The sequence below is a fragment of the Nakamurella endophytica genome, assembly GCF_014646215.1.
Lineage (GTDB): Bacteria > Actinomycetota > Actinomycetes > Mycobacteriales > Nakamurellaceae > Nakamurella > Nakamurella endophytica.
Genome location: NZ_BMNA01000001.1, coordinates 707660 through 720256 on the forward strand (window position 1 = coordinate 707660; position 12597 = coordinate 720256).

Consider the following 12597-nt stretch of genomic DNA (forward strand, 5'->3'; position numbering starts at 1 on the left):
TCCGGCCCCGCTCGGTCCGGTGGGGCCGCCAGGATGCGCCGCCATCGTCCCGATGTACCACCGCAGGGCGCAGGGCGCGAGGCCGCGCGCGCCGGCAGCCCGCCGGCGCCCGGCGACGGCCAGATACTGGCGCCATGGCTTGGACGCGACCCGACCGCGAGACGTACGTCCGCAACGAGAGCGAGGCGCAGCGGCTCGACCGGAACTACGCCGAACTGCTGCAGGAGGTCCGGGTCGCCCAGGCCGGGGTGCAGATCTTCTTCGCCTTTTTGCTGACGATCCCGTTCCAGAACCGCTTTGCGCAGCTGAGCCAGGAACAGAAGAACTGGTACCTGACGACGCTGCTGTGCGCAGGCGCGGCGGTCGTGCTGTTCGTGGCGCCGGTGGCCGCCCACCGCATCCTGTTCCGTCGCCGGCTCAAGGACGAGCTCGTCCTCTTCACCGGCCGGCTGGCCGCCGCCGGTCTGTGCTTCCTGGCCCTGTCGTTCCTCGGGGCGCTGGGGCTGGCCGTCGACGTGGTGAACGGCCGGCTGCCGGCCGTGCTGGCCGTCGCCGTCGGCGCGGCCGTGATCCTGACGGTCTGGTGGTTGTGGCCGACCCACGGGGTGCGGCGCCGGCACACCGTCCCGGTCACGCCGGTCCCCGAGCCGGACGGGACGGACGGGACGAGCCCTCGAGATCTAGGCTGACCGGCGTGTCCGACACCCTTCCGACCGCCGGGCTCGCCGGCGGGCCGCCCGGCCGCGTCACCGTCGGGAAACCGGTGCCCGACGTCCTGGGCGACGGCTACGAGGCCATCCCGCTGCACCTCCCGCCGGAGGACGGGCAGCCGCTCCGCGCGACGGTGGTGCGCCGCCGCGCTCCCGAGCCGACCGGTCGCGCGATCCTCTACGTGCACGGCTTCGCCGACTACTTCTTCCAGACGGAACTGGCCGACTTCCACGTCGCCCGTGGCACCGACTTCTACGCCGTGGACCTGCGGCGCTACGGCCGCTCCCTGCTGCCCGGCCAGACGCCCTACCAGACCGGCGATCTCGCCGAGTACACGGTGGAACTCGATGCGGCGCTGGCGCTGATCACCGCGGACGGGCACGACCGGGTGACCGTGGAGGCGCACTCCACCGGCGGCCTGATCACGCCGCTGTGGCTCGCCGACCGCGCCGACCCCGGTCCGGTGGACGCCCTGGTGCTCAACAGCCCGTTCCTGGCCATCAACGCCTCGGCGTTCGTCCGCACCGTCGTCGGTCCCGGGGTGTCGCTGGCCTCCCGCTGGCGACCCGGCGGCGTGCTGCCGCTGCCCGACCACGGGCTGTACGGGCGCAGCATCAGCGCCCAGCACGACGGCGAGTGGACGTTCGACCTGCAGTGGAAGCCGGTGCAGGGCGTGCCGGTCCACCTGGGCTGGCTGGCGGCGATCCGCCGCGGCCAGCACCGGCTGCGCCACAACCTCGGCCTGCCGTTCCCGGTGCTGGTGCTGTGCTCGACCAGGACCGTGCGGACCAACGTCTGGACCGAGGACCTCCTGCGCGGGGACGCCGTGCTGGACGCCGACCGCATCGCCGACCTGTCCCCACGGCTCGGCCGGCACGTCACCTGCGTGCGGGTACCCGACGCGCTGCACGACGTGCTGCTGTCCCGGCCGGAGGCCCGGCGCCGCGCCTACGACGAGATGGCGCAGTGGCTCACCCGTTACGGCGTCGGCTGAGCGACCAGCCCTGCCGCGCCGCGCGTCCGGCACCGGCGGCGGTCGGATCGGTCCTCGGGGATCAGGTCTCGGTCACCGCGCCGTGCTCGACGTGCAAGCGCCGGTTCAGCCGCACCGCCTCGAGCATCCGCCGGTCGTGGGTGACGAGCAGCAGCGTGCCGTCGTAGAGCTCCAGCGCGGCCTCCAGCTGCTCGATGGCCGGCAGGTCCAGGTGGTTGGTCGGCTCGTCGAGCACCAGGAGGTTGACGCCGCGCGCCTGCAGCAGCGCCAGGGCGGCCCTGGTCCGTTCGCCCGGCGACAGCGAGACCGGCGTCCGGAGCACGTGGTCCGCCGTCAACCCGAACTTGGCGAGCAGGGTCCGCACCTCCGACTCGGGCCAGTCCGGGACCTGGTCGGCGAACCGCCGCAGCACCGTCGCACCGGCAGCGCCGGCAGCGCCGGCAGCACCGGCAGCGCCGCCAGCGGAAGCAGCGCCGGCAGCGCCGGATGTGCCGACAGCGCCGACTGTGCCGACTGTGCCGACTGTGCCGTCCTCGACCAGCGAGCGCCGCGCCTGGTCGACCTCGCCGACGGCCACCGACGGGCCCAGCGAGACCGCTCCCGAGACCACGGGTTCCCGGCCCAGCAGGACCTGCAGCAGCGTCGTCTTGCCCGCGCCGTTGGGACCGGTGATGCCGATCCGGTCGCCGGCGTCGATCTCCAGGTCCACCGGTCCCAGCGTCCACGACCCGCGCCGCGCCACGGCCCCCCGCGCGACCGCCACCACGGACGAGGACCGCGGCGCCGCCTGGATCCGGTACCGCAGCTCCCACTCCTTGCGCGGCTCCGCGACCTCGGGCAGACGCTCGATGAGCCGCTCCGTCTGCCGCGCCTTCGCCGCCTGCTTCTCGGTCTGCTCGACCCGCTTGTTGCGGCCGATCTTGTCGTTGTCCCGCTGCCGGGTCACCGCCTTGCGGGTGCCGGCATCCATCCATGCGCGCTGCATCCTGGCCCGCTCCTTGAGCCCGGACACCGTGTCGGCGTACTCGTCGTACGCCTCGCGGGCATGCCGGCGCGCCACCTCCCGCTCGGCCAGGTAGGACTCGTAGCCGCCGCCGTAAACCCCGACATGCTGCTGCGCGAGGTCCAGCTCGACCACGGTGGTCACCGTGCGGGTGAGGAACTCTCGGTCGTGGGAGACCAGCACGGTGCCGGTCCCGCGGGCGCGGCAGTCCTGCACGAACCGCTCGAGCCTGGCCAGCCCGTCCAGGTCCAGGTCGTTGGTCGGCTCGTCGAGCAGCAGCACGTCGAACCGGGACAGCAGCAGCGCGGCCAGCCCGACCCGGGCCGCCTGGCCGCCGGACAGCGCCGTCATCGGCAGCTCGAGGTCGACCGCCAGACCCAGGTCGGCCAGCACCTGGTCGGTGCGCTCGGCCAGGTCGGCCGCGCCCAGCGACAGGTACCGCTCCAGTGCCTGGGCGTAGCGCTCGTCGGCCCCGGGCGCATCCACCGCGAGCTCCTCGGCCGCCGCCGACAGCGCGGACTCGGCGGCGGCGACGCCCGTCCGCCGGGCCAGGTGTCCGGCCACGTCCTCGCCGGGCCGGCGCTCCACCTCCTGCGCGAGGTAGCCGACGGTCGCCTCCGGCGGGCTGACCGCCACCGTGCCCTGCTCCGGACGGTCGACGCCGGCGAGCAGGCGCAGCAGCGTCGACTTGCCCGCCCCGTTGACCCCGACCAGGCCGACCACGTCCCCGGGCGCCACCACCAGGTCAAGGCCGGAGAACAGCACCCGTGCTCCGTGTCCGGCCGCCAGCCCGCGCGCCTGCACCGTTCCTGCCACGTGCCGATCATGCCGGACCGGCGCGGGACGCCGGCGACTGCTTGGTGCCGGGCAGGAACTGCTCCACCTTCTCCTCGACGCCCTGCTGGACGACTCCCCACGCGTCCTCGTCGCCGTGCACGATCGCGCCGAGAGTGGCCTTGGCCCGCTCGACGGTGGTGTGCGGCGGTGCCGGCGGCACGTCCGGGTCACAGCGCACGTCCAGCACCGTCGGCCGGTCCGCCGCCAGCGCCCGCTCCCACGCCGGGCCGAGCTGGTCGCCGCGGTCGACGTTCACCGCCTCCAGGCCGAGACTGCGCGCGAAGGCGGCGTCGTCGACGTCCGGCAGGGTCCGCGAGTGGGGGTAACTTCGCCGCCCGCCCATCGCGTCCGGCAATCCCGCCGCCTAATATGTCCTATACAACGGCCGTCGTATAGGACAGTAGAGGTGGTGCCGTGGAGAACAGCCCGTACACCCCGGGTGCCGGGACGGTGCCGCCGGTGCTCGCCGGGCGCGACGCCATGCTGCACCGCCTGGCCCTCGGTCTCAACGACGCGGCAGTCGTCGGCCGGATCCGCGCGCAGGACCTCCTGCTGCTGGGTCCGCGCGGGGTCGGCAAGACGGTCGCCCTGACCACCTACGGCCGGCGGGCCGCCGCGGGCGGCTTCGAGGTCGTCGGCCTGCAGGCGGTGTCCGGTCAGGGCGGCCTGGTCGAGTCCCTGCTGCAGTGGGCGGACCGCCGCGCCGCCGAGCACTCCGGTCCCTGGCGGCGGGCCAGGGCGTCCTTCGACCGCATCGCCAGCGTCAGCCTCGGCGCCGCCGGGGTCAGTGTCGGGGTGGTCACCCGGGAGGAGCACCGGCCCGTCACCGTGGGCGCGCACACCCTCGCCGCCGCGCTCGCGGACCTGGCCGGGCAGGTACGCCGGGACGCGCCGCAGGGTGGCGTGCTGCTCACACTGGACGAGGTGCAGGTGGCCGCGGCCGGTGACCTGGCCCTGCTGGCCGCGGCGCTGCACCGGCTCAACGTCGACCACCCGCAGGCGCCGGTCGTCTTCGCCGGCACCGGGCTGCCGCACACCCTGGAGGTGCTGCGGGTGGCCGGCGTGACGCACCCCGACCGGCTGTTCAACCTGGAGGCCCTGCCGGTCGCGCTCGCCGAGGCCGACGCGGTGTACGCCGTCGTCGAACCCGGCCGGCGGCTCGGCGTCAACTGGCACCCGGACGCGGCCGCCGCGGTGGTGCGGGCCAGCGGCGCGTACCCGGCGCACCTGCAGCAACTGGCGCACGTGGTGTGGACCGCGGCCACCGGGCCGCACCTGGTGACGGCGGCGGACGTCCGGCGGGCGATGCCCCACTTCGAGGCCGACCTGGCCCGCCGCACGCTCGGTCCGCGGTTCGACCGGATGGCGGACCGGCAGCTGGAGTACCTGGCCGCCCTGGCGGTGCACGGCGGACGGGCCAGCACCGCCGTGCTGGCCGCCACGCTGCGCCGCACGCCGCAGGAACTGTCCTGGATCCGGCAGGAACTGCTGCGCGAGGGCGACATCCACGCCCCGCACCGCGGCCGGGTCGAGATGACCATGCCGATCGCCGCGCCGTACCTGCTCACCCGGTACGAACAGGCCCGCGGCGACGCCGACACCCCGCTGCTGTCGTTGGCCGAGCTACGCCGGAACGCGGCCGCCGTACCACCGCGCCCGCTCCCCGGCCCGGCCGGCGGGGCCGCGGACTGAGCGGACGTCCCGGCGGGACGGTCAGTGCCGGCCGGCGGCGTCCAGCACCTCGGGCAGCCGCAGCGCCAGCGCTCCGGCCAGCGCCGACACCGCCGCGGCGGCACCGCTGACCAGCGCGGCCGTCCGGAACCGTCGGGACACCACGGCCGGCGGCACCATGCTCGCCGCGTGCAGCGCGTCGACCAGCACACCCGCACCGGCGACCAGCGGCGACGGCCGCCACAGCGTCACCGCCCCCTGCACGACCTGGCGGGCACCGAGGACGCGCACCACCGCCGCGTCCGGGACGCTGCCACGCCCGCAGGCCCACCGGCCGAGCCGGTGCGGCGCCGCCAGGGTGACGACGCCCAGCGCCGCGGTGGTCGCCGCCCACCCGCGGACGGCGACCACCCGCCGCACACCGGGAACCATGATCCGTCCCGCCACGGTCCACCTCGTCCGCTCGTCGCCGTCCCGCCGACCGTCCGGCGGCGGTGTGCTGTTCCCCGTCCGGCCCGGGCGCAGTCGCCGGACCGTCGCCGCCTCCCCGGGCGCCGGCCGCCGGCGGCACCGTACGGTGGGCCGGACCGCCGTCCCGACGGGGCGGCCGCGAGGCAGCGGAGGGCAGCGTGACCACGGACGTCGACCCCGGGTCCCACCACGGCGCGCCTGCTCCGGGACAGCCCGGGGCGGAGACCGCCGCCGGGCCGGAGGCCGCTCCGCCGTGGTGGACGTCCGCCGTCGTCTACCAGGTCTACCCGCGCAGCTTCGCCGACGCGGACGGGGACGGCATCGGCGACCTGCGCGGCATCATCGGCCGGCTGGACCACCTGGCCGAGCTGGGCGTGGACGTCGTCTGGCTGTCCCCCATCTATCGCTCGCCGCAGGACGACAACGGCTACGACATCAGCGACTACCAGGACGTCGACCCGGTCTTCGGCACCCTGGCCGACCTCGACGAGCTGATCCGCGAGCTGCACGAGCGGGGCATGAAGCTGGTGATGGACCTGGTGGTGAACCACACCTCCGACGAGCACCCGTGGTTCGTCGAGTCGGCCTCGTCGCGGGACGCCGCCAAGCGCGACTGGTACTGGTGGCGCGACCCGCGGCCCGGCACCGAGGGCGGCGCGCTCGGGGCGGAACCGACCAACTGGGGCTCGTTCTTCTCCGGGTCGGCGTGGCTCTGGCACGAGGAGACCGGCCAGTACGTGCTGCACCTGTTCTCCACCAAGCAACCCGACCTGAACTGGGAGAACCCCGAGGTGCGGGCCGCGGTCCACGCGATGATGCGCTGGTGGCTCGACCGGGGGGTCGACGGCTTCCGGATGGACGTCATCAACCTGGTCTCGAAGCGGCTGCCGCTGCAGGACGCGCCGCCGACGCCCGGCAGTCCCTACGCCGAGGACCGGTCGCCGTACACGGACGGGCCGCGCATCCACGAATACCTGCAGGAGATGCACCGCGAGGTCTTCGCCGGGCGTTCCGCCGCGCTGATCACCGTGGGCGAGACGCCGGGGGTCACCATCGAGCAGGCCCGGCTGTACACCGACCGGCGGCGGGCCGAGGTCGACATGGTGTTCCAGTTCGAGCACGTCGGGCTGGACTACGGCCCGGGAGGCAAGTGGGACCACCGCCCGCTGGACCGCGGGCGGCTGATCGAGAACCTGTCGCGCTGGCAGGAGGGGCTGGCCGACGTCGGCTGGAACAGCCTCTACTGGGACAACCACGACCAGCCGCGCGCGGTCTCCCGGTTCGGCAACGACGGCAGGTTCTGGGCGGAGTCGGCCAAGGCCCTGGCCACCGTCCTGCACCTGCAGCGCGGCACGCCGTACGTCTACCAGGGCGAGGAGATCGGCATGACGAACGCCGACCTGGCCTCGCCGGCCGACCTGCGGGACATCGAGTCGATCAACTTCCTGCGCGCCGCCACGCTCTCCGGCGTGGACGCGGAGGCGGCGCTCGCCGCCGTCCGCCCGGTCGGCCGGGACAACGCCCGCACGCCGATGCAGTGGGACGACGGCCCGGAGGCCGGGTTCACCACCGGCACCCCGTGGATCCCGGTCAACCGGAACCACGACCGGATCAACGCCGCCGCCCAGCGCGGCCGCGCGGGGTCGGTCTTCGAGCACTACCGCGCCCTGATCGAGCTGCGGCACCGCGAGCCGGTGGTGGCCGTGGGCGACTGGACGCACCTGCCGGTCGACCCCGGGCACGTGTTCGCGTTCCGGCGGGCCCACGCCGGCGACCAGCTGCTGGTGGTCGCCAACCTCGGGGACGACGCCGTGCGGGTGTCGCTGCCGGCGGGCTCGGTGGCCGGCGAGGAGATCCTGCACAACCACGCGGGGCCGTCCGGACCGGTCGGCGGCGACGGCAGCGCGGACACGGTCCCGTTGCGGCCCTGGGAGGCGCGCGTGTGGCTGCGGCACGCGCCCGCCGGCGGCTGACCTCCCCGGGGCTCGCACCGACCGCCCGACCGATCGCGACCGACCCTGTCCCCGCCGGCGGGCGTCACCGGCCGGCGGATTCACCGGCCGGCGCATTCACCGGCCGGCGGGCGTCGGGCTCAGCTCTGGCCGTGGGCCGCCACGGACACCGGCTCCCACGCCCGCCACAGGGCCAGCCGCGACTCGTAGTCGCGGGTGGCGATGCCCAGCGGTGCCGAGCCGAAGAAGACCCGCAGCGGCGGCTCGTCCGCGTCGACCACCTCGAGGATGGCGGCCCGGGTGGCCGTCGGGTCGCCGGGGGTGGCCTGCCGGGCGGCCCGCTGCCGCTGGCTCTCCTCCCGGAAGTCGTCGTAGTCGGCCAGCGGGGCGGCGTGCCGGGCGGAGGCCCCGCCCCAGTCGGTGCTGTAGCCGCCCGGCTCGACGACGGTGACCCGGACGCCGAACGAGGCGACCTCCTGCGCGAGGGCCTGGCTCATCCCCTCGAGCGCCCACTTGCTGGCGTTGTAGATGCCGATGTTCGGGAACGCACTGATCCCGCCGATCGAACTGACCTGGACGATGTGGCCCGAGCCCTGGGCGCGCAGCAGCGGCAGCGCGGCCTGGGTGACCCACAGGGCACCGAACACGTTGGTCTCAAACTGTGCGCGGGCCTCCTGCTCGGAGATCTCCTCGATCATCCCGAACTGGCCGTACCCGGCGTTGTTGACGACGACGTCCAGCCGGCCGAAGTGCCGGTGCGCCTGCTGCACGGCCGCGAAGTCCGCGGCCCGGTCGGTGACGTCCAGCTGCAGCGGCAGCACCCGGTCGCCGTAGGCCTGCACGAGGTCGTCGAGCGTCGACGTGTCGCGCGCCGTGGCGGCCACCCGGTCGCCTCGGTCCAGCGCCGCCGTCGACCACTCCTTGCCGAAGCCGCGCGAGGCGCCGGTGATGAACCAGACCTTCTCTGCCATGTCCCTGTCTCCTCTGCTCCCTGCGCCGACCAGGGTCCAAGAGCGGCCAACCGGGCGGGGGCGGTGCGGATTCCCGGACGCCCCCGGCCCGGGCCGATGGACACCCGGGGGAAGGGCCGGACAGGGCGGGACGCCGAAGGGAGTGCAGGATGCCCGGGTGGACGCAACGGACCCCGGCACCTCGGCCCGCGCCGTGATCGACCGGCTGGGGCTGGAGCCGCTGGTCCCGGAGGGCGGCTGGTTCCGGCGCACCTATACCGGCGCGGCGACCACCGCCATCCACTTCCTGGTCACCCCGGAGGGGTTCTCGGCGCTGCACCGGATGCGGTCCAGCGACGAGATCTACCTGTTCCACGCCGGCGCCCCGCTGTCCATGCTGCTGCTCGACCCGGGCACCGGCCGGGTCCGCGAGGTGCTGCTCGGACCGGACGTCACCGCCGGCCAGGTGGTGCACCAGGTGGTCCCCGCGGGGACCTGGCAGGGCTCGCGGACCACCGGCGACTGGACGCTGGTCACCGCGGTCGTCACGCCGGGGTTCGAGTGGACGGACTTCGAGCTGGCCGACCGCGCCGCGCTCGCCGGCTGCGATCCGGGTGCGGCGGAGCGCGTCGCCGCGCTGCTGCGCGACTGACCCCTCGCCCGCGGGCGAGGGGGTCGGCCGCGGCGGGATCAGCTGCCGGTGGACACCAGGTCGGCGTCCGGGTCCGCGGCGCGGATGCGCCGGTTCCGGACGACGCTCGAGGCGAACGCGGCCACGATGAGCACCAGACCGATCAGGCCGGTGACCACCTCGTCGACGTGCACGCTGATCGACACCAGGAGGATCACGGCCAGCGCCGCGATCGCCCAGTGCGCCCCGTGCTCCAGGTAGACGTAGTCGTTCAGCGTGCCCTTGCGGACCAGGAACACCGTCAGGGACCGGACGAACAGCGCCCCGATCAGGCCGAGACCCAGCGCGATGATGATCGGGTCCGGGGTGATGGCGAAGGCACCGATGACCCCGTCGAAGGAGAACGACGCGTCCAGCACCTCGAGGTAGAGGAACAGGAAGAAGCCGGCCTTGCCGGCGGCCTTCGCCAGCTGCGACGGACCCGACCGCGCACGCTCCTGGAACTCCTCCTCCTGGTGCTCCTCGTAGTTCTCGAACAGTCCGCCCAGCCCGTTGACCGCGAGGTAGGTGATGATGCCCAGGACGCCGGCGGCCAGCACCGTGCCGGGCTTCTCCGCGGTCAGCTCCGCCACGATGTACAGGGCGATGCCCGCGATGATCACCGACAGCTGGTCGAGCTTGCCGATCCGGGCCAGCGGACGCTCGAGCCAGCTGAGCCAGGTGATCTCCCGGTCCTCGAAGAACCAGTCGAGGGCCAGCAGCAGCAGGAACATCCCACCGAAGGCGGCGATCTGCGGGTGCGCCGCCTGCAGCAGGCTGGCGTAGCTGTTCGGGTCGGACAGCGGTCCCTTGGCGAAGGCCAGCCGGACGGCCTCGGCCGGGTTCAGGTGCGCGGTGATCCCCACCACGAGCAGCGGGAAGACCAGCCGCATGCCGAAGACGGCGATGACGATGCCGACCGTCAGGAAGATCTGCTGCCAGCGCTCGCTCATCCGCTCGAGCACCTTGGCGTTCACCACCGCGTTGTCGAACGACAGGGTGATCTCCAGGACGCCGAGGATCAGCGTCAGCCCGGCCGCCGTCCAGCCGCCGTAGAACCAGGCGACCACGACCGCCAGCACCGAGATGATCGCGGAGACGGCGAAGATCCGGGTGGCGCTGTGGCCGGCACCGCCGGCGACCGCTGCGGGCGCGCTCATCCGACGTTCACCCCGAAGTCCGTGGCGATGCCGCGCAGCCCGGACGCGTAGCCCTGGCCGATGGCCCGGAACTTCCACTCGCCCTGGTACCGGTAGAGCTCGCCGAAGACCATGGCGGTCTCGGTCGACGCCTCCTCGGTCAGGTCGAACCGGGTGAGCTCGGTCCCGGTGGCCTGGTCGACGACGCGGATGAAGGCGCCCCGGACCTGGCCGAAGTTCTGCCGGCGCAGGTCGGCCTCGTAGATCGACACCGCGAAGACGATGGACGAGACGGACGGCGGCACGGCCACCAGGTCGACGTTGATCTGCTCGTCGTCCCCGCCGGCGCCGCCGACCAGGTTGTCGCCCAGGTGCTCGATCGAGCCGTCCGGCGACCGCAGGTTGTTGAAGAACACGAAGTGCGCGTCCGACAGGATCTTGTGGTCCGGACCGAGCGCCAGCGCGCTGGCGTCCAGGTCGTAGTCGGTGCCCGTCGACGCCCTGACCTGCCAGCCGAGGGCCACCGTGACGGCGGTGAGATGGGGAGCTGCCTTGCTGAGCGAGACGTTGCCGCCCTTGGACAGGCTGACACTCATGCGGATACCTCTCTGTGCTGCGGACCACGGTGGGTCCGTGCGCTGCAGACGGCGTCCCGACCTGCCGGGACACCGCTGTACGGGCACCAGGGTCCCACGGAGGGACCCGTCGGCCCGCCGGCCGGGGGACGGACGCGCGGGCGGGCCGGACGCCGACGTCCGGCCGGAGGGACAACGATGAGCGACGTGAACGGGTTCCGCGACGTCCTGGACCGGTCCGCTGCGTTGGCGCGGGACCGCGCCGACCCGCTGCGGGACCGGGTGGACCTCTTCCTGCCCACCGGTCCCGATGTGGTGGCGTACCTGGACGGCAACTCGCTGGGGCGACCGGCCGCGGCGGTCGCCGACGCGTGGGCCGGGTTGGCCCGCGACTGGGCGGGCCGGCTCATCCGGGGCTGGGACGAGGGCTGGATGGAGCTGCCCGGGACGGTGGGCGACGAGCTGGCCGCCTCGGTCCTGGGCGCGGCCCCCGGCCAGACCGTGGTGGCGGACTCGACCACGGTGAACCTCTACAAGTGCCTGCGCGCCGCGCTGAACCTGCGGCCCGGCCGCCGGCGGGTCGTCGTCGACCGCGACAACTTCCCGACGAACCGGTACGTCGCCCAGTCGCTGGCCCGCGACCTCGGCCTGGAACTCGTCTGGCTCGCCGCCGATCCGGACGGCGGCGTCCGGCCCGAGGACGTGGCCGGGGTGCTCGACGACGACACCGCGGTGGTCACCTTGTCGCACGTGGCGTACCGGTCCGGTTTCCTCGCCGACATGGAGGCGATCACCGATCTGGCCCACCGCGCCGGGGCGCTGGTGCTGTGGGACCTGTGCCACTCCGCCGGCGTGCTGCCGGTCGAACTCGACCGCTGCGAGGTCGACTTCGCGGCCGGCTGCACCTACAAGTTCCTGGGCGCGGGCCCCGGCGCACCGGCGTTCCTCTACGTGCACCGTCGCCACCACGACCGGCTGGACCAACCCATCTGGGGCTGGCTGGGCGGTGCGGACCCGTTCCAGATGGGTCCGGACCACCGGCCGGCGCCCGGCATCCGCTCCATGCTCTCCGGCACCCCGCCGATCGCCGGGCTGCTCGCGGTCCGGGAGGGGGTCCGCGTCGTCGCCGACGCCGGCGTCCCGGCGATCCGGGCCAAGTCGGTGGCGCTCGGCGAGTGGACCGTCGCCCTCGCCGACGCCTGGCTGGCGCCGCTGGGCGTCGAGGTGGCGTCGCCGCGGGACCCGGCCCGGCGGGGCGGGCACGTCAGCCTGCGGCACCCGGACGCCCGCCGGCTGTGCGCGGAGCTGGCCGCGGCGGGCGTGCTGCCCGACTTCCGCACGCCCGACGTCGTGCGGGTGGGCCTGGCACCGCTGACCACGTCGTTCACCGCGGTGTGGGACGCGCTCGCCGTGCTGCGCGACCTGCTCTCCGGTGCCCGGCCCCGGGCTGCGGCCGACCCGACGGCGGCCGACGAGGCGCCGCCGATGGCCCCGAACGGGTGAATCCCGCCCGGGACCGTCCCGGCTGTCGATCCGGCACCCACCCTGTTCGACGCGGTGTCGACGGCGCTCGACCGGAGCGCCCGGGCCCCGGACACCACCGGGCCATCACTGTCACGAGGAG

12 protein-coding genes are annotated in these 12597 nt (G+C 74.3%); 6 read left to right on the forward strand and 6 right to left on the reverse strand.

What is annotated here, in order from left to right:
• The first annotated feature begins 134 nt into the window (after positions 1-134).
• Positions 135-689, forward strand: a complete 555-nt coding sequence (locus IEY37_RS03085) for a DUF6328 family protein (protein WP_188939969.1) — start codon at positions 135-137, stop codon at positions 687-689.
• 5 nt (positions 690-694) lie between these two features.
• Positions 695-1705: an alpha/beta hydrolase gene (locus IEY37_RS03090; protein ID WP_188939970.1), complete on the forward strand. Its 1011-nt coding sequence runs from the start codon at positions 695-697 to the stop codon at positions 1703-1705.
• 61 nt (positions 1706-1766) lie between these two features.
• Here IEY37_RS03090 and IEY37_RS03095 read toward each other — a convergent pair whose 3' ends face one another.
• A complete protein-coding gene (locus IEY37_RS03095) occupies positions 1767-3524 on the reverse strand; it encodes an ABC-F family ATP-binding cassette domain-containing protein (protein WP_188939971.1) in 1758 nt (585 codons plus the stop codon).
• Between the two features lie 7 nt (positions 3525-3531).
• The gene (locus IEY37_RS03100; protein ID WP_188939972.1) at positions 3532-3888 is read right to left on the reverse strand and encodes a thiamine pyrophosphate-dependent enzyme; all 357 of its coding nucleotides are present in this window, start codon (positions 3886-3888) and stop codon (positions 3532-3534) included.
• 71 nt (positions 3889-3959) lie between these two features.
• Between IEY37_RS03100 and IEY37_RS22445 the strand changes: the two genes are divergently transcribed.
• Positions 3960-5237 carry a DUF8462 domain-containing protein gene (locus tag IEY37_RS22445; RefSeq protein ID WP_188939973.1) on the forward strand — a complete coding sequence of 426 codons (1278 nt, stop codon included), beginning with the start codon at positions 3960-3962 and terminating at the stop codon, positions 5235-5237.
• A gap of 21 nt (positions 5238-5258) precedes the next feature.
• Here IEY37_RS22445 and IEY37_RS03110 read toward each other — a convergent pair whose 3' ends face one another.
• Positions 5259-5663, reverse strand: a complete 405-nt coding sequence (locus IEY37_RS03110) for a hypothetical protein (RefSeq protein ID WP_229673681.1) — start codon at positions 5661-5663, stop codon at positions 5259-5261.
• 182 nt (positions 5664-5845) lie between these two features.
• Between IEY37_RS03110 and IEY37_RS03115 the strand changes: the two genes are divergently transcribed.
• A complete protein-coding gene (locus IEY37_RS03115; protein ID WP_188939974.1) occupies positions 5846-7660 on the forward strand; it encodes an alpha-glucosidase in 1815 nt (604 codons plus the stop codon).
• 119 nt (positions 7661-7779) lie between these two features.
• Here IEY37_RS03115 and IEY37_RS03120 read toward each other — a convergent pair whose 3' ends face one another.
• Positions 7780-8610: an SDR family oxidoreductase gene (locus tag IEY37_RS03120; RefSeq protein WP_188939975.1), complete on the reverse strand. Its 831-nt coding sequence runs from the start codon at positions 8608-8610 to the stop codon at positions 7780-7782.
• Positions 8611-8767: 157 nt separating this feature from the next.
• Here IEY37_RS03120 and IEY37_RS03125 point away from each other — a divergent pair, with 157 nt between their 5' ends.
• Entirely contained in the window at positions 8768-9241 is a 474-nt protein-coding gene (locus IEY37_RS03125) for a cupin domain-containing protein (RefSeq protein ID WP_229673683.1), read from the forward strand.
• A gap of 38 nt (positions 9242-9279) precedes the next feature.
• On the opposite strand, the gene IEY37_RS03130 is transcribed toward IEY37_RS03125, so the two are convergent.
• Together IEY37_RS03130 and IEY37_RS03135 are read right to left on the reverse strand one after the other, a co-directional pair.
• Positions 9280-10419 carry a DUF475 domain-containing protein gene (locus tag IEY37_RS03130; RefSeq protein ID WP_188939977.1) on the reverse strand — a complete coding sequence of 380 codons (1140 nt, stop codon included), beginning with the start codon at positions 10417-10419 and terminating at the stop codon, positions 9280-9282.
• Positions 10416-10994 carry a TerD family protein gene (locus IEY37_RS03135; protein ID WP_188939978.1) on the reverse strand — a complete coding sequence of 193 codons (579 nt, stop codon included), beginning with the start codon at positions 10992-10994 and terminating at the stop codon, positions 10416-10418. The genes IEY37_RS03130 and IEY37_RS03135 overlap by 4 nt, the downstream gene beginning before the upstream one ends.
• 177 nt (positions 10995-11171) lie before the next feature.
• On the opposite strand from IEY37_RS03135, the gene kynU reads away from it, so the two are divergent.
• Positions 11172-12476, forward strand: a complete 1305-nt coding sequence (gene kynU, locus IEY37_RS03140) for a kynureninase (protein ID WP_188939979.1) — start codon at positions 11172-11174, stop codon at positions 12474-12476.
• Positions 12477-12597 lie beyond the last annotated feature (121 nt).